This is a genomic window from Nocardia sp. NPDC005366, assembly GCF_040606855.1.
GTDB lineage: Bacteria > Actinomycetota > Actinomycetes > Mycobacteriales > Mycobacteriaceae > Nocardia.
In genome coordinates, this window is sequence record NZ_JBEXFQ010000034.1 from 58,447 (window position 1) to 77,761 (window position 19,315).

Genomic DNA, 19,315 nt, shown 5'->3' on the forward strand with positions numbered 1-19,315 from the left:
CCTGGCACGATGTGAGCCGTGCACCCGAGTCCCATGCCAACGATGCCCGACACCCCGGTTCCCGCGCGAGGACCGCGTACCGGAGTGCGGTTAGCAGCCGCCGCCCTTCTCGCGGCCTTGCTGGTGCCGATGCTCGTCGGCTGCCTGCGCGTACAGGTGTCGATGGGCGTGTCGTCCAACGACAGGGTGTCCGGCCGGATCGTGGCCGCGGTGGTGCCGACGGGCGCCGAGGACAAGGGCCCGCAATTGAAAGTCCCCGATTCGCTGGCGGCCAAGGTTCGCGTCGAGCCCTACAGCCAGGACGGATATGTGGGCAGCAAGGTGTTCTTCGAGGATCTGTCCTTCGGTGAGGTCTCCCAGCTGGGTGGGCTCTCCGAGCAGACCCAGGGCATGTTCCAGCTCCAGTTCCAGCGCACCGGCGATCTGGTCAGCCTGACCGGCAGGGTGGATCTGAAATCGGTTCCGCCGCATGGTTCGGACGTGCAGTTCACGGTGGCTTTCCCGGCGCGCGTCGCCAAGACCAACGGTAACCGCGAGGGCGATTCCACGGTCTCGTGGAAACTTCCGCCCGGCGATGTCTCCACCCTGCGCGCCGAGGTGAGCTACGCCGATCCCAACACCCGGTCGTTCGCGGGCTGGGCGGGCATCGTCGGCGGTATCACCCTCGCGGTCGCCGCCATCGTCGCCGCGATGGCCTTCATGGACCGCAATCCGGCCGCCCCCCACCCCGAAGGCGGCTTCTCCCTGAGCCGCTGGTGGCGGCTGGTCATCGAAGGACGCTGACCCCCGGACGGCGGCACGTCCGATATACGCGGGTGCGAGACGAGGGGTGCCGACAATGGCTGACGACAGCGCGGCTCGCGCGCGAACGGCCATCGCCGGGAACGCGGCGGCGGTGAGCGCACGGGCGGGCGCCGGCGTCGCGGTGCTCGGCTGCGCGATCGCATTGGTCAATCGGTTGACGGTACGGCGACTGCCGGAATCCGCCGCTGTCATCGAGCCGATCACGGTGTGCGTTCCGGCGCGCGACGAGGTGCGGCGACTGCCGGAGCTGATCGGTGATCTGCGCGCGCAGTCGGGGGCGCCGCGCCTCCAGGTGCTGATTCTCGATGACGCGTCCACCGACGGCACCGCGGCGGCGGCCGAGAAGGCGATCGACGGCGACCCCCGGTTCATCGTGATCCGCTCGGATACCGAACCGGAGCCGGGATGGACCGGGAAGGCCGCGGCCTGTGCCAGGCTGGCCGACGCGGTGGATACGGCCGTCGTGATCTTCCTCGACGCCGACGTGCGGATCGCGCCCGGCGCGATCGCCGCGGCGGTGGCGGAATTGCGCAGGGGCCGCGCGGCACTGGTGTCACCGTGGCCGCGCCAGGACGCGGGGTCGGTGGCCGAGGCGCTGGTGCAGCCACTGCTGTGCTGGTCGTGGGCCTCCACGTTGCCCGTCGCCGTGGCGAATCGGAGCCTGCGGCCGTCGACGGCGGTGGCGTGCGGGCAGTTCCTGGTCTTCGACACCGCCGCCTATCGCGCGGCAGGCGGCCACGCGGCGGTGGCGGCGTCCCCGACCGAGGATCTGGATATCGCCCGCGCGGTGCGGCGCGGCGGCGGGCATACCGCTCTGGTCGCCGCGGGCCCGCTGGCCCGCACCCGGATGTACCGGGGCGCGGCCGAACTCGACGCCGGATACACCCGGTGGCTGTGGTCCGCCTACGGCGGCTCGCCGATCGCCGCCGCGGCTGTCGGATCGGTGGCCGCCCTGGCGTACGTGGTCGCGCCCCTGGCGGCGGTGGCGGGTCGCGGCGGTACCCGCCGAGCCGGAATTCTCGGGTATGCCGCCGCCGTCACCACGCGACTGCTGGCGCGTTCCCTGGAGTCCGGTCGATCCTCGACCCGCGCCGATATCGTCGCGGCACTGGCGCATCCCGTGTCGATCATCGCGTACACGGCCCTGTCGATCCGATCGCACCTGGCCTACCGCCGGGGGACGCTCGGTTGGAAAGGTCGTTCCCTCCCCCGCGGATGATCATGGGATGGTGGTCATCCCGACGGTCGGCAGGAAGAAGCAGGACCGATCGCCGCTCTGGACGGTGCCGAAGACCGCCGCGAGCACCATGCCCTTGCCGGTGTCGACGGGGACCGCGCGGATACCGCCGACCGGGAGCGAGGCGAGGAAGAAGTCCTGGACGGCCTTCTCGGCGACCGGACGGACGTCGGCGGGCACCTCGGGCGGGATCATGGCGGACAGGACATCCCCGATCGGGCCCATGGACGCCGTGCCGCTACGGCCGTTGCTGACGTTGAGCCACGCGACACGCATCCCGGTATCGGTCCTCTTGTCGGCGGCGACGCCGAAAGGCACGAAGGTGAACATGGTCTGGCCCGCTTCCACGGCGGTCATATCGAGTCCGGGGATGGCGACGGTCGTCTTAGGCCACGGCCCCGGCACCGCGCCCGCTACCGCGGGGACGAGCCCGAATGTGGACGCGTCGTTACAGAAGGCGGCCGCGGTCGGGTACAGGAACGGGTCCATGCCGAACTTCCGCAGCGCCTCGATATTCGACTCGTAGGCACCGAGCAGATCACCCGGACCCGCGATGGCGGCGGCGCGGTCGGTGTCGGGGGACGGAGCGCCCACCGCGCCGCCAGGTAGCGCGAGGGCCAGTGCGACAGCCCCGGTCGCGACGGCGGCAAACGTGGTCAGACGGCGCACTACGGTCACAACAGACCTCCTCATCGTCGGCACGATCGAGGAGGAGGGTACTCCCGCAAACGCTTTCAGCAGGGTTTATCGGATTCGGCAAGCCCTGGGCGCGTCGCGGACGACGAGTGCGGGGTGAGGGGCGATCGGAGTAGGACGTCCGATCGACCGGGGTAATTCTCGACGCGCGCGGCGATGGCGGGAAGGACTGTGCTCACCCTGATTTCTACCCTTGTGAAGGAGCCGCCCTCCTTCGCATGATGTTTCGGCTCGACACGTGTTCCCGCGGCGCTGGCGCCACCGGAATCTCACCATCCAGAGCGACCGAGAGACCTGGCTCACCGACGTCGCAGCAACCCCCCGGCATTCTCGGGTGCGGGTGCTTCCGCCGGGAACGATGGAGGACCGAAGTGATGATCTACCGCAGTGGCAATCGCTGGGGCCGTCGCCATGTCGACCAGTGCCATGTCGACCAGTGCCATGCCGACCAGTGCCATGCCGACCAGTGCCATGTCATGTCCACCGGCTGTCGCGGCTGACCCGCCCGCCAGACCGTGCGCCCGACACTGGCCGGGTGCGGCGACCGCCGCCCACAGGGGTGGTCGCGTCCGCTTGTTCCGAAGGACTCGCCATGAGTGCGCCCCACGCGCCCGCCCCGCCGGGTGAATCCGATGTCGTCTCCCCCGACGCCGATGACGCCTCCACCTCCGACGTGCCCAGCGTCGCGAGATCACGGCATCCGCCGCGACGGGTCGCGAGTACGGCGGCGCTGATCGCTGTCGCGCACGTCGCGCGCAATCCGGCCGCCGAGCCGTGGTCGATGGCGGGGTGAGCGGCGTGGCCTCACGTTTCCCCGACAACGGAGTTCGGGTGCACCGCGTCGCGCAGTCCGATCCGCTCGCCGCTTCGCTGCTGGCCGAATTGGCCGTCGAATACAGCACGCGCTACGGCAGAACCCCGGGCGCGGTGCACGCCTCGCTGGTGGACTATCCGGCGCAGGAATTCGCACCGCCGCACGGTGACCTGCTTGTCGTCACCCGGGATTCGGAACCGGTCGCGGGCGGCGCCTTCCAGCGCTACGACGAGACGACCGCCGAACTCAAACGCGTCTGGACCTCGCGCGAGCACCGCAGGCAGGGATTCGGCAGGTATGTCCTGACGCACCTGGAAGCCGAGATCACCCGTCGAGGTTATCGACGCGTCTACCTGACGACAGGGCCACGTCAGCCCGAGGCGGTCGCCCTCTACCTCGCGGCCGGGTACACCCCGCTCTACGACCCCGATCTGCCCCCCGAGCGGATCGGCAAACATCCGTTCGAGAAATACGTGCGTGCCGCCGATTTTGTGGGCGTCGTCGCATGAGATTCCTGCTCATGACCTCGATCGCCCCGGTGCCCGAGCCGAGTACCGGCGGGCTTGCCGGTACCAGGCAGCGCCGCCCCGATGTCAACCATGTCGAAACCCTTGGAGTAGCACAGTGATCCGATCCCGCTATCGAATCGCGGCCATTGCCGCCGCCGTCACCGCGGCCGCGAGTCTTGCGGCCTGCGGCGGCGATTCGGGCGGTTCCGGCGGCGACGCCGGACCGCCGCGGCCGGGCGGTACGCTGCGCTACGGACTCTCCCAGGCGCCGACCTGCTCGGATCCGGCGCAGGCAGGCAGTAACCAGACCATTTACGTCGCCAGGCAGATCGTCGATTCGCTGACCGACCAGGATCCGGCGACCGGGGCGATCACGCCGTGGCTGGCCCGCAGCTGGGAGGTGAGCCCGGATGCGAAGGTTTTCACCTTCCACCTCGCCGACGGCGTCACCTTCAGCGATGGCACCCCGCTCACCGCCGAATCGGTCAAGCGCAATTTCGACGCGATCGTCAAGCTGGGTGCGGCCAAATCACCGCTCGGGGCCAGCTATCTGACCAACTACGTGAGTACCACGCCGGTGGACCGGTTGACCGCGAGAGTCGAGTTCAGCAAGCCGAATTCACAATTCCTGCAGGCCTCCTCGACCACCCAGCTGGGCTTGCTCGCCGACGCGACCACCGCCGCTCCCGCCGAACAGCGTTGCGCCGGCGGCAATATCGGCAGCGGCCCGTTCACCTACGCGGGCTGGCGTCAGGACGCCTCGGCCACACTCGCCAAGCGCGCCGGATACAACTGGGGTTCGGACGTTTTCGCCCATCGTGGGGAGGCGTATCTGGACCGCGTCGAATTCACCGTCGTCCCCGAATCGGGGGTGCGTACCGGAAGTCTCACCTCCGGTCAGCTCGACGCGATCAGCGACGCGCTGCCCCAGGATGTTCCGCAACTGGAGGCCGCGGGCGGGCGACTGTTGAGCACCGCCAATCCGGGGGTCGCCTTCGGCTTGCTGCCCAATGTGACCCGCGGCCCACTGCGCGATCCCGCCGTGCGCACCGCCCTGCTGCCCGCGATCGACCGCCAGCAATTGGTCGACACGGTGCTCGGACCGCAGTTCAAGGCCGCGACCAGTGTGCTTGCCGCCAATACGCCCGGCTACCAGAATCTCTCGGCCCAGTTGGCCTACGACCCGGCGAAGGCGCGAACCCGACTGGAGCAGGCGGGCTGGGTGCCGGGCGGTGACGGGATCCGGGTGAAGAACGGCGAGCGGCTCTCCTTCGCCGTGATGTTCAGCCAGGTGTTCGCGGGTAATCAGGCGATCCTGGAACTGGTGCAGCAGCAACTGCGACAGGTCGGCGTCGACCTGAAGCTGGATCTGGTGTCCGGCCCCGAGACGACGGCCAGGCAGAACACCAAGGATTACGACGCCACCTACTTCAACTCCACCCGCGCCGATGGTGACATCCTGCGCACCACCTTCAGCGTCGACGGACGCAATCTGAGTGCGCGCGAACGTATCCCAGCCCTGGACGACGTGCTCGACGCCCAGTTGAGCGCCGCCGACACCGCAGCGCGCGTTGAGCTGATCCAGACCGCGCAGCAGCGCATCCTCGATGCCGGACTGTGGATTCCGACGGTCGAACTCTCCCAGGCCATCGGCGCGGCGGGCGGTGTACAGGACCTGAAATTCGAGGCGTCGGCGCGTCTGCAATTCTTCGACACCTGGCTGAGCGGGCGCTGACCCATGGCGCGCTATCTGGTCCTTCGGGTCCTGCAGGCGATCTGGGTGCTGTGGGCCGCGTTCACCATCTCGTTCGTGGTGCTGTTCCTGCTGCCGGCCGACCCGGTCTCCCTCGCGGCCGACGCGGGCGGCGCGGGCACCCCGGTGGACAAGGCCGCTGTCGCCGAACTGCAGGCCCGCTACGGGCTGGATCGACCGCTGTGGGATCAGTACCTGACGGCGCTCGGCCACGCGGTGCGCGGCGACCTCGGCCATTCCATCGTCACCGGACAGCCGGTGACGCGGGCGATCGGTGACGCGATACCCGCCACCCTTGGCCTGGCCGGACTGGCGTTGCTCTTCGCGACGGTGGGCGGGGTCGCGCTGGCCTTCGCCGCGACCTATACGCGACGGCCGTGGCTGCGCAACAGCCTCGCCGCCCTGCCGTCGCTCGGAGTGTCCGTCCCGACATTCTGGACAGGATTGCTGCTGCTGCAACTGTTCTCGTTCCATTGGCGACTCGCGCCCGCTTTCGGCGGGCACGGGTTCACCGGCACGATACTGCCCGCGCTGACCCTCGCCGTGCCCATCGGGGCGGTCATCGCCCAGGTGCTCGCCGCCGGGCTGGAATCGACCTGGCGACAACCATTCGTCGAGGTGGCACTGTCCAAGGGCGGATCGCGCTGGTGGGTGCAGCGCACCCATGTGCTGCGCCCGGCCAGCGTGCCGACATTCACCATCGCCGGGGTGCTCGTGGGCAATATGCTCGCCGGTTCCGTGGTGGTGGAGACGGTTTTCGCCCGCGCCGGGATCGGAAGGCTGACTCAGACGTCGGTCATGGCCCAGGACATCCCCGTGGTCCAGGGGATCGTGGTCTTCACCTCGCTGGTCTTCGTGAGCGTGAATCTCGCCGTCGACCTGCTCTATCCCCTGCTCGATCCGCGTATCGCCGACAGGTCGCGGCGCGCGGCGGCCGAACCTGCGGATTTCACCGACAAGACCATCGAGGAGGTGGCGGTTCGTGCCTGAGACCCGCTCCGAACTAGCGAATCCCGCTGCCGCGGAGGTGATATCGCATGGTTGACGTCGCGGAGGATTCCCGGCGCGCGGCGCTGCCGCTGCTGAGCCGCCCCCTGGTTCGCTGGAAGACAGTATTCGACAATGCCGGTCTGCTGATCGCCGCCGCCGTGGCCATGCTCGCCATCGGGTGGGCGCTGGTTCCCTCGGTGTTCGCCAGCGGCGATCCGCTGGCGGGCGTGCCATCGGACAAATTCCACGGCCCCAGCGCGGAGCACTGGTTCGGCACCGACAATATCGGGCGCGATCTCTACACCCGGATGGTGCACGGGGCCGGACTCTCGCTCACCGCCACCCTGTCGGCGGTGGCGATCGCGCTGATCGCCGGATCCCTGCTCGGCCTGCTGGCCGGAGCGGCAGGCGGTTTCGTCGATACCGCCATCATGCGCGTCGTCGACGTGCTGCTGTCGATACCCTCGCTGCTGCTGTCATTGGCGCTGGTCACCGCGCTTGGCTTCGGCACCCGCAATGTGGCGATCGCCGTGGGTGTTTCGCTCGTCGCCAATTTCGCCAGGGTGATGCGCTCGGAGGTGCTGCGGGTGCGTCAGGCGGTCTACGTGGAGGCGGCGTACGCGTCCGGGGTGCGGTGGTACACGGTGCTCGCGCGGCATGTGCTGCCCAATTCCTATCAGCCGGTGCTGGCCTTGGCCGCGGTGGAATTCGGGATGGCCGTACTCGCGGTCTCCGCGCTCAGCTTCCTCGGCTACGGCGCGAAACCGCCCACTCCCGAATGGGGTTCGCTGATTTCGGAGGGCCGCAACTACCTCGCCACCGCGTGGTGGCTCACCACACTTCCCGGCCTGGTCATCATCGCGGTCGTCATCGCCGCGCAGCGCCTCGGCCGCGCCGCGGGAAGGAATTCCGATCGATGAGCGACCTCGCGAAACCGGAGGCGGTCCAGGCGGTCACGGATGCCGCGCCCCTGCTGCGGATCGAGGATCTGCGGGTCAGGTACCGCGGTGAGAACGGACCCGTGACGGCACTGTCGGGTGTCTCGCTGAGCATCGCGCGCGGCGAAGTGGTGGCGCTGGTCGGTGAATCCGGTTCGGGTAAATCGACACTGGCCCAGGCGGTGATCGGACTGCTCGGCGCGGCGGGCGAGATCACCGGTGGCACGGTGGTATTCGACGGACAGGCGATCGGCTCGGATAACGAACGGACGCTGCGGCGGCTGCGCGGAGCCAGAATCGGCTTCGTTCCGCAGGATCCGGGGCTTTCGTTGAATCCGGTGCGGCGCGTCGGCGACCAGGTGGCCGAAACCCTGCTTGTCCACGGCCTCGCCGATCGGCGGACCGCCCGCGATCGCGCGGTACGACTGCTGGCCGACGCCGGATTGGATCGGCCGGAACTGCGAGCGAACCAGTTTCCGCACGAACTGTCCGGTGGACAACGCCAGCGGGTGCTGATCGCGTCGGCCCTCATCGCCGAACCGGATCTGGTCATCGCGGACGAGCCGACCAGTGCACTGGACGCCACGGTCGCGCGCCGGGTCCTGGATCGACTGGCCGAGCAGACCGCGGCGCGCGGGACGGCGGTGCTGCTGATCACCCACGACCTGGCGATCGCCGCCGAACGGGCGGATCGGCTCGTGGTACTGCACAACGGCGAGATCGTGGAATCCGGGCCGACGGCGACGGTGCTGCGCCGACCTCGCCATCCCTACACCAGGCGGCTGCTCGCCGCATCGCCGAGCCTCGCCCCGTTCGAGGGATTCCGCCGGGTTCGCACCCACGAAGGTCCGCCGCTGCTCGCGGTCCGCGACCTGCGCAAGAGTTTCCGCGCGCGCGGCGGCGGCGCGGTGACGGCGGTCTCCGGCGTCGGCTTCGACCTGGCGCGCGGCGAAACACTGTCGCTGGTCGGCGAATCCGGTTCGGGCAAATCGACGACGGCGCGAATCGCGTTGCGCCTGACCGAACCCGACAGCGGCACCGTGACCTTCGACGGCCATGACGTGAACCGGCTGCGCGGCTCCCGGCTGCGCGGCCTGCGGCAGCGGTTCCAGGTCGTCTACCAGAATCCGTATGCCTCCCTGGATCCGCGCTGGCGGATCGCGCGGCTCGTGGAGGAACCGCTGCGCGCCTACGGGGTCGGCAATCGCTTCGAGCGCCGCGCCAGGGTTCGCGAACTGCTCGATCAGGTCGCCCTGCCCGCCGGATTCGACCAGCGACGTCCCGCGGAACTGTCCGGCGGCCAGCGCCAGCGCGTCGCCATCGCCCGCGCCCTCGCCCTGCATCCGGATCTGCTCGTACTCGACGAACCGGTCTCCGCGCTCGACGCCTCGGTGCAGGCCCAGATCCTGGAACTACTCGACCGCCTGCAGCGCGAACTGGATCTGAGCTACCTGTTCATCTCCCACGATCTGGCGGTCGTGCGCCGCATCAGCGACCGGGTGGCCGTCATGCGGCACGGACATATTGTCGAAACCGGTTCGACCGCAGCAATTTTCGACAATCCACAGCACGCGTACACCCGCGAGCTGCTCTCGGCCATCCCCACTCCGAAGGGCGCGCACTGATGCCGGACGCCACCGCGCGGCGACACCATCCCCGCGGCACACCGTCGTTCCTGGCTCGCCTGCGCGCATTCGCCACGGCCCGAGGGCATTCGGGCACGCGACCGGCGCTGTGGCATTCCGCGCACCTGTTCGCACCCGACCTCGCGGGCGCCGCGGGGCCCGCGGCAACCAGGCTCATCGATTGGGAAGGACTCGCCCGATGAAGGATCGCACCCGCACCGCCCACCCCGAAGACTCAGCACCCAGTCGTACCCGCCCAATCCCCGAAGGAGCCCGAGCGTCATGACCACCACCACCGCAACGCATTTCGAGACCGAGTGGGCGCACTGGCACAGCGACAGGGAGGACCGGCTGCGCGATCCGCTCGGCTTCCTGAGCCTGACCTCGCTGCTGTGGCTCACCGACCGGCCCGAGCGACTCCCCGATGTGCCAGGCACCTGGTGGGTCACCGACAACAAGGTGTTCATCACCGCACAACCCGCCGACCGCCTGACATTCGATGGCGACGGCATCGCGGGTGTGCAGATCGTCGTGCCCGTCGAGGGCGGACCGGGACTGCACGTGCGCCACGAGCGCCGCGTGCTCGAAGTGATCCGCCGCAGCGGGCAGTACGCCGTGCGCGTGCACGATCCGGCCGCGCCAACCCTGCACTCCTTCACCGGCGTCCCCTCCTACGCGCCCGATCCGCGTTGGGTGGTGACCGGGCGTTTCCATGGATTCGACGAACCTCGCACCGTGACCACCGGCGCCGTGGTCGAGGGTCTCGAACACCACCACAACGCGGTCGGCACCATCGAATTCACCGTCGGCACGGTGACCGAACAGGTCATCGCCTTCGGCACACCGAACGATCTGCGGGTGCTGTTCACCGACGCGACCAGCGGCGTCACCACCTACCCCGCGGCCCGTTCGCTGGCCGTCGGCGCGGCAGGACCGGACGGCGCGGTAGTGCTCGATTTCAATCGGGCGGCGAATCTGCCGTGCGCGTTCACCGATTTCGCGACCTGCCCGGTGGCGCCGGAGCAGAACCGGTTGCGCATCGCGATCGAAGCGGGCGAACAGGATCCGAAACTCGGCGGTGGTCACGAATGAGCGTTCCGCTCTCCATCCTCGATCTCTCACCGGTCAGCGCCGGATCGAGCCCGAGGCAGGCACTGCGCAACACCGTCGATCTCGCCAGACAGGCCGAACAGTGGGGCTACCACCGGTATTGGCTCGCCGAACATCATTTCGTCGCGGTGGCGAGCTCGTCATCGATCACCCTGATCGGGCAGGTCGCCGCCGCCACCTCGCGGATCAGGGTCGGTTCGGCGGCGGTCCAGGTGGGTCATCACACCTCGGCCTCCATTGTCGAGGCGTTCGGCACGATCGACGCCTTCCATCCCGGTCGCCTCGATCTCGGACTCGGGCGCTCCGGGCATCGGCGCGCCCAGTTCGGCAGTGAACCCGCGCATCCGAAGGACGGGCGGCCGGTGGTCGACACGGTCACCGGGCGGACTCGAATCGTCGACGGCGTGGTGGTGCCGCCGCCGTTCGACCCGGGCCGCGTCATCGATCGGACCAGATTCCTCGCCTCCATGCGCGCCTTACAGCAGGAGGGGGCACAGGCGCAGGAATTCCCCGACCAGGTGGACGAGGTGCTGGCCTTGCTCGACGGCACCTACACCACACCGGACGGTGTGGCGCTGCATGCCGTTCCGGGTGAGGGCGCCCGAGTCGAGGTGTGGTTGTTCGGGAGTTCGGGCGGTGCGAGCGCACAGTTGGCGGGCGAACTCGGCTTACCCTTCGCCGCGAACTACCACGTCTCGCCCGGCACCGCGATCGACGCGGTCGAGGCCTACCGCGCTGCCTTCCGGCCCTCGCGGTACCTGGCCGCACCGTACGTGGTGGTCTCCGCCGATGTCGTCGTGGCCGCGGATGACGCCACCGCGCGGCACCGCGCCTCGACCTATGGGCACTGGGTGCACAGCATCCGCTCCGGCGCGGGCGCTGCCGAATACCTCGACCCCGATACCGCGACGCCGCTCACCGCCGAGCAGCGGCGCCTGGTCGACGATCGGCTCGCCACCCAGTTCGTCGGCTCCCCCGCGACGGTGGTGGAACGTCTCTCGGCGCTGCGGGAGGTGACCGGCGCCGACGAACTTCTCGTCACCAGCGTCACCTACGATCACGCGGACCGACTCGAATCGCACCGACTGCTGGCCGACGCCTGGGGCCTGCGCTCGGCGAAGGCCGCCTGAATCCGTCCATCGGCGGCCGACCCGGGTCGGCCGCCTGGGCGGGGCCGTGCGATCAACGGGCAGCGCCGTCACCGGCGCGCGAGGTCCGGCGCGGATTCGATCAGGCGCTGATGGGAGCGGCGGTGACGCCGTAGCCGAGGTTGGTCAGCACCTCGCTGGTCGCCTTGGCGAAATTCAGGGTGATGAAATGCAGGCACGGCGCACCCTCATCGATCAGGCGCTGCGCCATTTCGGTGGCGATCTCGATACCGACCTCACGCACCGCGGCGCGATCCTCCTCGGGACCCTCGCCCGCCGCGCGCCGCAGACGGTGCAGCACGGCCTCCGGCAGCGGCCGACCACACAGTTCTTCGGCCCGCTCGACGGTGCGCAGCGACGTGATCGGCATCAGCTCGGGAATGATCGGCTTGGCGCCCTCGATCGGATCGAACGCGGCGACCCGATCCCGCAACCGCAGATAGTGCTCGACCTCGAAGAACATCTGGGTGATCGAATACTCCGCGCCCGCACGCAATTTCGCCGCCAGGTATTCGGTATCGCGTTCCAGATCGGGCGAGCGGTGATGCCCCTGCGGGAAGGAGGCGACACCCACGTGGAAATCGCCCAGATCGCGCACGATACGCACCAATTCCTCGGCGTATTCGACGCCGCCGGGATGTCTGTGCCACTCGCCGAGCGGGTCACCGGGCGGGTCGCCGCGCAGCACCAGGATATTGCGGATACCCGAATCGGCGTAGGCACCGACGAGGGAACGCAGTTCCGCCACGCTGTGCCCGACCGCCGTCAGATGCGCCACCGGCAGCAACGTGGTCTCCCGCGCCAGCTGACCGGTGACCCGGACCGTGCGGTCCTTCGTCGATCCACCCGCGCCGTAGGTCATGGACACGAACGCCGGATGCATACGCTCGAACTCGCGGACCGCCCGCCACAGCCGAGCCTCACCCGCCGCGTCACGCGGCGGATTGAACTCCACCGAGAACGGCACCGCCCCACCCGAACGATCCCGCAGACTCTGCACGACCGATGGGGTCGCTGAGACGATCGGTGGCGTCGGGGACGGGCTCCCAGGGGTCGAGCGTCCCGGTACGGAATCGAAAGTCACCGACCCAGTGTAGAGGTGTCGCCGGTGCGGTAGGGCAGGCCCGACCGATGGCGCGGCAGTCAAGAGGTGTACCGCGCGCAGGCGTCCCGGACGGGACGCGTATTCTAGACAACTGGGCAGTATCCTCGCGCCGGCCTGGAACACGCACGGTGTGCATCGCATCGAAAACGGCACGCCCGAGCATGACGAGACCTTTCGCCGCGCCCCCGCGTGGCCCCACCGAATGACCATGGAGGTTGCACTGTCCGCCGGATCCGGTACTCCGACGCGCACCCCATCGGCGGCGCTCCACGCAACCGCCGACTCGACCGGGGCATCGTCGGCGACTCTCGGTTCGGCCGCATTCGTCGCCGCCACCGAGGCGTCGCTCACCGAATTCTTCGCCTCCCGCCACGCCACGGTGACACAGCTCGGCCCGATCTTCGTCGAAGCCGCCGAGGCATTGCGGCAGTTCGTCCTACGCGGCGGTAAACGGACTCGCCCCGCTTTCGCGTGGATCGGGTGGCTCGGCGCGGGCGGAGACGCCGACGGCCCCGAGGCGGGCGCGGTGACGAACGCGTGTGCCGCGCTGGAACTCGTGCAGGCCTGCGCGCTCATCCACGACGACATCATCGATTCCTCGCGTACCCGCCGCCGCTTCCCCACCGTGCACGTCGACTTCGAGCAGCGCCACCGCGAGCGCGGCTGGGCGGGTGATTCGGCCCAGTTCGGCACCAGCGTGGCCATTCTGATCGGTGATCTCGCCTTGGCCTGGGCCGACGACATGGTGCACGCCTCCGGTCTCGACGATGCCGCCATCGCCCGCTTCGCACCGGTCTGGGCGCTCATGCGCACCGAGGTGCTCGGCGGGCAGCTGCTCGATATCAACGGCCACGCGGGCGGCGACGAATCCGTCGACGCCGCGTTGCGCATCAACCGCTACAAGACCGCCGCCTATACCGTCGAGCGACCGCTGCACCTCGGTGCCGCGATCGCCGACGCCGACCCGGCCCTGATCGAGGCCTACCGGGAATTCGGCACCGATATCGGAATCGCCTTCCAACTCCGCGACGATCTGCTCGGGGTATTCGGCGATCCCGAAGTCACCGGCAAACCCTCCGGCGACGATCTGCGCGAGGGTAAGCGCACCGTACTGCTGGCCGAGGCGCTGCAGCGCGCCGACGCCACCGATCCGCTCGCCGCCAAACTGCTGCGCACCAGCCTCGGCACCGATCTGAGTGCCGACGAAGTAGCACGCTTACGCGCCGTGCTCACCGAACTCGGCGCCGTCGACGATGTGGAACGCCGTATCGCCGAACTCACCGATCGCGGCCTCGCCGCCGTCGAAACCAGCTCGGCCACCCCATCCGCCAAGAAGACATTGCGCGCGATGGCACTGGCCGCAACCAGGAGGACCGCATGAAAGCCGTCATGGGACCAGCCGATCGCGCCATCGCCGTCGGCGCCGGGCCCGCCCCTCGCACCACGGGTAAGCGCCGAGGGCGCACCGTCGTTCAGACGGAGCGCCGGTTGATCATGGCGGCGGGCCTGCCCGCGCGCCGCGCCATCCGACTACCGCGATCCTGCGCCGCGGCACCGGTCGAAGAGCACACCGACGAGTGAATCTCTTGCGGGAGAACACTCTTCCGCGATAGGTCGGCCCGATCTGTCCGATTCCGTTCCGCCAGGGCCGATGGGCGCGGACAGCGCGTCCGGCGACGTACCCGGTAGCCGGGAGTTGCGGCGAATACGCACGCCCGGTATCGGACCTGTGCTGTGTTCGCCGTGCGCTCACACGGTGTCGAGGAGATTCTGATGAAGACCGTCGCTGGGGCGACAGACCACGTGGTCGTGGTGGGCGCGGGACTATCCGGCTTGGCCGCCGCGCTCTATCTGAGGGGATCCGGGCGCGCCGTCACCCTGCTGGAGCGCGCCGACCATCCCGGCGGACGGGTCGGGCGCTACCTCGGACCGGATTACGAGATCGACTCCGGCGCAACGGTTCTGACCCTGCCCGAACTCATCGATGACGCACTGGCCGCAGTGGGGCGCACTCCGCAGACCTGCACCCCGCCACTGCGCGTCCACCGGCTCACACCGAGTTATCACGCGCGATTCGCCGATGATTCGGCCATCCGCGTCTTCGCCGATCCCGACCGGATGGCCGAGGAGGTCGAGCGCACCTGCGGTCCACGCGAAGCGCGCGGCTACCGGCGGCTGCGTACCTGGCTGGCCCGGATCTATCGCGCCGAATTCGCCGAATTCATGGACACCAACTTCGATTCGCCCCTGGACATGGTCCGGCGGCCGGAGAAACGGGCCGCGCTGATCGAACTCGCCCGCCTCGGCGGCTTCGGCCGACTCGGACCGCGCGTCAGCCGCTTCCTCCGCGATCCGCGACTGGCCAGGCTGTTCACCTTCCAGGCGCTCTACGTGGGTATGCCACCGGCCCGTGCGCTCGCGGTCTACGGCGCGATACCGCATATGGACACCTCGCTGGGCGTGTACTTCCCGCAGGGCGGAATGCGCGCCATCGCCACGGCCATGGCCGATGCCTTCACCGCGGCGGGCGGCACGCTCGCCTTGAATACCGAAGTGGCAGGACTCGAATACGAGGACGGCAGGGCCCGGCGGGTGCGACTGGCCGACGGCACGGCGCTGCCATGCGACGCGGTGGTGCTCACCGCCGACCTCGGCGTCATCGAGCGATTCGGCGTGCGAACCAGACGCGGTCTGCGCGCCGCGCCGTCCGCGGTCGTCGCCCACGGCACCGTTCCCGCGTCGGTGGCCGCGACCTGGCCGGTGCAGGCGCATCACACCATCGAGTTCGGGGACGCCTGGGACCGCACCTTCGACGAGATCGCGGCCGGGCGCGGCAAGGGCACGGTGATGAGCGATCCGTCACTGCTGCTGACCCGGCCCGCGCTCACCGACCCCGATCTGTTCATCGACCGCCCGGACGGCCGGCACGAACCGTTCTCCCTGCTCGCCCCGTGCCCGAATCTGGATTCGGCGCCGCTGGACTGGGATCGGCTCGGCCCGGCCTATCTCAGGGAACTCCTCGTCGTCCTGGAACAGCGCGGCTATCGGGGCATCGCCGCGCATTTCACCGTCGACCATCTGGACACCCCGAAGACCTGGCGCGACAACGGGATGCTGGCGGGCACACCATTCTCCGCGGCCCATCTGTTCCGGCAGACCGGGCCATTTCGTCCCCGCAATTTTCCGCGCTCCAGCGACAATGTGGTTATCGCGGGTTGCGGCACGACTCCGGGCGTGGGCGTACCAACGGCCCTGCTGTCCGGGAAACTGGCGGCAAACAGGATTACCGGCACCGCGACCACGCTCCGGATGAAACCCCGCGCACCAGCGGGATAGTGTTCCCGACGAACCATTAAACTGATCGCCGACCTATCCGCTCGCGGTTGCGACCGCCGACCTTACCGGGGGGACCGACACCATATGCCACCCCCCGAGACGCGCGCCCCCGAGAGCCAGGCAGGCTCCCGCGATATCGCCTCGCGCACCTATTCCGCCACCGTGTCCAGCGCCGACACCCCGCGCTCGCGCGTGCAGACCTTCGCCGACTTCATCCGCAGTCCGGAGGGACATGCCGCGCTGCTCGGCTTCTTCGGCGCGGCGATGATCACCTTCGGCGGTTTCGGCGCGGGCAGTGTGCGCAAACGCGATCCGCTGCTCGAGGCGTTGCACCTGTCGTGGCTGCGTTTCGGGCACGGCTACGCGCTCTCGACGATGGTGATCTGGATCGGCGTCCTGCTGATGATCACCGCGTGGGTTCGCCTCGGCCGCACCACCATCGGACTCGGCGACCGCCCCGACGCCGGGGTGACATTGAACGAACTGCGGGCGATCGTCGGCATCTGGATCTTCCCCCTGCTGTTCGCGGTGCCCATGTTCAGCCGCGACGCCTATTCCTATCTGGCGCAGGGCGCGCTGCTGCGCGACGGATTCGACCCGTACCGGGTCGGGCCGGTCGCCAATCCCGGTGTGCTGCTGGACAATGTGAGCCCGGTCTGGACCACCACCACCGCGCCCTACGGCCCGGTCTTCCTCCTGCTCGGCCGCGCCATCACCGCCATCACCGGCGATAACGTGATCGCGGGCACCATTGCCCTGCGGCTGGTCATGCTGCCCGGCCTGGCGCTGATGATGTGGGCGGTGCCGTATCTGACCAAACACCTGGGTGGTAAGCCGACGGTCGCGCTGTGGCTCGCCGTCCTCAATCCGCTGGTGCTGATCCACCTGATCGGCGGCGTGCACAACGAGATGCTGATGGTCGGACTGATGTGCGCCGGTATCGCGTTGGTGCTCGAGCGCCACCACGTGGCGGGCATCGTGGTCGTCGCGATCGGCGTCGCGATCAAGGCGACCGCGGGTATCGCGTTGCCCTTCCTCGTGTGGATCTGGATGCTGCACGAAAAGGAACGCAGAGCCGCCCAGCGCGTCGGCCTCGATCCGGCGGAGGTGTCGGATTCCGAACACGACGACGCCGCCCGCCCCTCCCAGGACAACCCGCATCCGGCGCTCATGTTCGCCAAGATCGCCGGACTCGGACTCAGCGTTTTCGCCGTGGTGTTCGTCGCGGCCTCGGCTGTCGCCGGTGTCGGCATCGGCTGGCTGACCGCGCTGTCGGGCTCCAAGAAGATCATCAACTGGCTGTCGCTGCCGACGATCATGGCGCACGCCGTCACCTGGGTGACCCCGTTCGGCACCGATCCCGTCCTGGTGATCACCCGGGCGCTGTGCGCACTGGCCCTCGTCGCGGTACTGGTGTGGACCTGGTGGCGGTTCCGGCACAGTGAGCGCGAAGCGGTGCTCGGCATCCTGATCGCCTTCGTCGCGATCGTCATCCTCTCCCCCGCCGCGCTGCCCTGGTACTACTCCTGGCCGCTCGCGCTCGCCGCCGGTTTCGCGCTGTCGACCACAACGCTGATGGTGCTGGTCGGGTTGTGCGCCTGGCTGATGCTGGTGTTCCAGCCGGACGGCTCGATCGGGCTCTACAACTTCTGGCACGTCGCCGCCGCGACCTTCGCCGCCGTGGTGGCCGCGTCGTCGCTGCGCATGGTCGACCCGCTGCGCCTGCGCGCCACCCCGCCCGCCGAGATCCCGGCGGCGAGCGCCCGGTCATGACCGGTGCCGTGGCGTCGGGGCTCGCGGTCGGCGCACTGCCCGGCGGCCCTCCACCCGCGGAATTGACCGAGGCCTACGAACTCTGCCGGCGGATCGCCGCCGAGCACGGCCGGACCTACTACCTCGCGACCCGACTGCTCGGCGCGTCACGCCGATCGGCCGTGCACGCGCTCTACGCCTTCGCCCGAGTCGTCGACGATATCGTCGACGACATCGAATCCGGTTGCGGCGCTACCACTTCGACGGCGCGCGATCCCCGCCATGACCACGGCGACGGTCCGTGCGGCCAGGACAGCTCCGACCGCGCGCGTATCGCGCTCGACGCCGCACAGCGGCTCGACACGATCGAGCGGCGACTGCGCGTCGCCATCGAGCGCGATTCCCCTGACGCGCGGGCGAACTCGCGACAGGATCGAGTTCTGCTCGCCGTGAGCGACACCATCCATCGCTACGACATCGCACCCGGCCATTTCTGGACGTTCCTGGATTCCATGCGCATGGATATCCCCGGTACCGCGCGTTCCCGCGACCACTACCCGACCATGGACGAGCTGCGCGAATACATGCGCGGCTCGGCCGCGGCGATCGGACTGCAGCTACTTCCGGTACTCGGCACGGTGGTTCCGGTCGCCGAGGCCGAACCCGCGGCGGCTGCGCTCGGCGAGGCGTTCCAGCTCACCAACTTCCTGCGCGACGTCGGAGAGGATCTGGACCGGGGACGCGTGTATCTGCCCGCCGACGAACTCGCCGCCTTCGGCGTCGACGACGACCTGCTCGCGCATTGCCGTCGCACCGGCCGCACCGATCCGCGCGTGCGCCGCGCCCTGTCCCACCTGATCGCGATCAACCGCGATATCTACCGCCGCGCGAATCCCGGTATCGAACTGCTCGATCCACGGGTTCGCCCCGCCATCCGCACCGCGAGCACCCTCTACGCGGCCATTCTCGACCGCGTCGAATCCGGCGGCTACGACGTCTTCCGCACCCGCGCGACGGTTCCGCGCCGACTGCGTGTGCGCGTCGCCGCCGCCGAATTCGCCGCCGCGGCCGTACGCCGCGACGACATCAGAACGGCTCGGCCGCCGCTCGCCTGATGACTTCGCGGGCCAGGGGTCCGTGCAGGGCGTCGACCGGTTTACCCGGCAGGGTGTCGTCGTCGGTGAAGATCCACTCCAGGATCTCCTCGTCGGTGTATTTGCCGTCCTTCATCACGGTGATCAGGCCCGGCAGGAATCTCGTCACGGCGCCGTCGGCGTCGAAGAAACGCTCCGGAATCCCGACCACACCGTCACGGCGGACGGCGAGCAGCTGGTGGTCACGCAACATCTGGTGGACCCGGGTCACCACGATCCCGAGCATGCCGGCCACCTCGGGCAACGGCAACAGGGGCACGGACTCCGGAAGAACATCATCGCTGCAGGGAAAGGCACTCACCGTGACAACGGTAGACGGTGCGCCGTCGCGCGTCGGAACACAC

18 protein-coding genes and 1 riboswitch are annotated in these 19,315 nt (G+C 69.1%); of the genes, 15 read left to right on the forward strand and 3 right to left on the reverse strand.

Annotated elements, in window-relative coordinates; translation table 11 throughout:
• Nucleotides 1-129 precede the first annotated feature (129 nt).
• Complete coding sequence (locus ABZS43_RS29960; protein WP_355039357.1) at nucleotides 130-783, forward strand: DUF3153 domain-containing protein; 654 nt, start codon at nucleotides 130-132, stop codon at nucleotides 781-783.
• Nucleotides 784-838: 55 nt separating this feature from the next.
• Entirely contained in the window at nucleotides 839-2,023 is a 1,185-nt protein-coding gene (locus ABZS43_RS29965) for a glycosyltransferase family 2 protein (RefSeq protein ID WP_355039330.1), read from the forward strand.
• Here the strand turns inward: ABZS43_RS29965 and ABZS43_RS29970 are convergent, their stop codons facing one another.
• Entirely contained in the window at nucleotides 2,024-2,719 is a 696-nt protein-coding gene (locus tag ABZS43_RS29970) for a hypothetical protein (protein ID WP_355039331.1), read from the reverse strand. It abuts the gene before it with no gap.
• 287 nt (nucleotides 2,720-3,006) lie between these two features.
• A riboswitch (SAM riboswitch) is annotated at nucleotides 3,007-3,102 on the forward strand.
• A 227-nt stretch (nucleotides 3,103-3,329) separates the two neighbouring features.
• On the opposite strand from ABZS43_RS29970, the gene ABZS43_RS29975 reads away from it, so the two are divergent.
• The 9 genes from ABZS43_RS29975 (at nucleotide 3,330) to ABZS43_RS30015 (ending at nucleotide 11,606) form a co-directional block, all read left to right on the forward strand.
• Nucleotides 3,330-3,530, forward strand: a complete 201-nt coding sequence (locus tag ABZS43_RS29975) for a hypothetical protein (RefSeq protein ID WP_355039332.1) — start codon at nucleotides 3,330-3,332, stop codon at nucleotides 3,528-3,530.
• Between the two features lie 5 nt (nucleotides 3,531-3,535).
• The gene (locus ABZS43_RS29980) at nucleotides 3,536-4,060 is read left to right on the forward strand and encodes a GNAT family N-acetyltransferase (protein ID WP_355039333.1); all 525 of its coding nucleotides are present in this window, start codon (nucleotides 3,536-3,538) and stop codon (nucleotides 4,058-4,060) included.
• Nucleotides 4,061-4,175: 115 nt separating this feature from the next.
• Entirely contained in the window at nucleotides 4,176-5,795 is a 1,620-nt protein-coding gene (locus ABZS43_RS29985) for an ABC transporter substrate-binding protein (protein WP_355039334.1), read from the forward strand.
• A gap of 3 nt (nucleotides 5,796-5,798) precedes the next feature.
• Nucleotides 5,799-6,803 (forward strand): ABC transporter permease, encoded by a 1,005-nt coding sequence (locus ABZS43_RS29990; RefSeq protein ID WP_355039335.1) that lies wholly within the window; start codon nucleotides 5,799-5,801, stop codon nucleotides 6,801-6,803.
• Between the two features lie 47 nt (nucleotides 6,804-6,850).
• Nucleotides 6,851-7,723: an ABC transporter permease gene (locus tag ABZS43_RS29995; protein WP_355039336.1), complete on the forward strand. Its 873-nt coding sequence runs from the start codon at nucleotides 6,851-6,853 to the stop codon at nucleotides 7,721-7,723.
• On the forward strand, nucleotides 7,720-9,366 hold the full coding sequence (locus tag ABZS43_RS30000) for an ABC transporter ATP-binding protein (protein WP_355039337.1): 1,647 nt from the start codon (nucleotides 7,720-7,722) through the stop codon (nucleotides 9,364-9,366). The genes ABZS43_RS29995 and ABZS43_RS30000 overlap by 4 nt, the downstream gene beginning before the upstream one ends.
• A complete protein-coding gene (locus ABZS43_RS30005; RefSeq protein ID WP_355039338.1) occupies nucleotides 9,366-9,569 on the forward strand; it encodes a hypothetical protein in 204 nt (67 codons plus the stop codon). The genes ABZS43_RS30000 and ABZS43_RS30005 overlap by 1 nt, the downstream gene beginning before the upstream one ends.
• A gap of 79 nt (nucleotides 9,570-9,648) precedes the next feature.
• On the forward strand, nucleotides 9,649-10,458 hold the full coding sequence (locus ABZS43_RS30010) for a DUF1684 domain-containing protein (protein WP_355039339.1): 810 nt from the start codon (nucleotides 9,649-9,651) through the stop codon (nucleotides 10,456-10,458).
• Nucleotides 10,455-11,606 (forward strand): LLM class flavin-dependent oxidoreductase, encoded by a 1,152-nt coding sequence (locus ABZS43_RS30015; protein WP_355039340.1) that lies wholly within the window; start codon nucleotides 10,455-10,457, stop codon nucleotides 11,604-11,606. The genes ABZS43_RS30010 and ABZS43_RS30015 overlap by 4 nt, the downstream gene beginning before the upstream one ends.
• Before the next feature lie 100 nt (nucleotides 11,607-11,706).
• Here the strand turns inward: ABZS43_RS30015 and ABZS43_RS30020 are convergent, their stop codons facing one another.
• Nucleotides 11,707-12,648, reverse strand: a complete 942-nt coding sequence (locus tag ABZS43_RS30020) for a methylenetetrahydrofolate reductase (protein ID WP_355039358.1) — start codon at nucleotides 12,646-12,648, stop codon at nucleotides 11,707-11,709.
• A 289-nt stretch (nucleotides 12,649-12,937) separates the two neighbouring features.
• On the opposite strand from ABZS43_RS30020, the gene ABZS43_RS30025 reads away from it, so the two are divergent.
• From ABZS43_RS30025 to ABZS43_RS30040, 4 genes are all read left to right on the forward strand, one after another.
• On the forward strand, nucleotides 12,938-14,110 hold the full coding sequence (locus ABZS43_RS30025; RefSeq protein WP_355039359.1) for a polyprenyl synthetase family protein: 1,173 nt from the start codon (nucleotides 12,938-12,940) through the stop codon (nucleotides 14,108-14,110).
• Nucleotides 14,111-14,502: 392 nt separating this feature from the next.
• On the forward strand, nucleotides 14,503-16,065 hold the full coding sequence (gene crtI, locus ABZS43_RS30030) for a phytoene desaturase family protein (RefSeq protein ID WP_355039341.1): 1,563 nt from the start codon (nucleotides 14,503-14,505) through the stop codon (nucleotides 16,063-16,065).
• An 84-nt stretch (nucleotides 16,066-16,149) separates the two neighbouring features.
• Nucleotides 16,150-17,838 carry an alpha-(1->6)-mannopyranosyltransferase A gene (locus ABZS43_RS30035; RefSeq protein ID WP_355039342.1) on the forward strand — a complete coding sequence of 563 codons (1,689 nt, stop codon included), beginning with the start codon at nucleotides 16,150-16,152 and terminating at the stop codon, nucleotides 17,836-17,838.
• The gene (locus ABZS43_RS30040; protein ID WP_355039343.1) at nucleotides 17,835-18,932 is read left to right on the forward strand and encodes a phytoene/squalene synthase family protein; all 1,098 of its coding nucleotides are present in this window, start codon (nucleotides 17,835-17,837) and stop codon (nucleotides 18,930-18,932) included. Before ABZS43_RS30035 ends, ABZS43_RS30040 begins: the two co-directional genes overlap by 4 nt.
• Here ABZS43_RS30040 and ABZS43_RS30045 read toward each other — a convergent pair.
• Nucleotides 18,904-19,272: an Rv2175c family DNA-binding protein gene (locus ABZS43_RS30045; RefSeq protein ID WP_355039344.1), complete on the reverse strand. Its 369-nt coding sequence runs from the start codon at nucleotides 19,270-19,272 to the stop codon at nucleotides 18,904-18,906. The genes ABZS43_RS30040 and ABZS43_RS30045 overlap by 29 nt on opposite strands.
• Nucleotides 19,273-19,315: the final 43 nt, after the last annotated feature.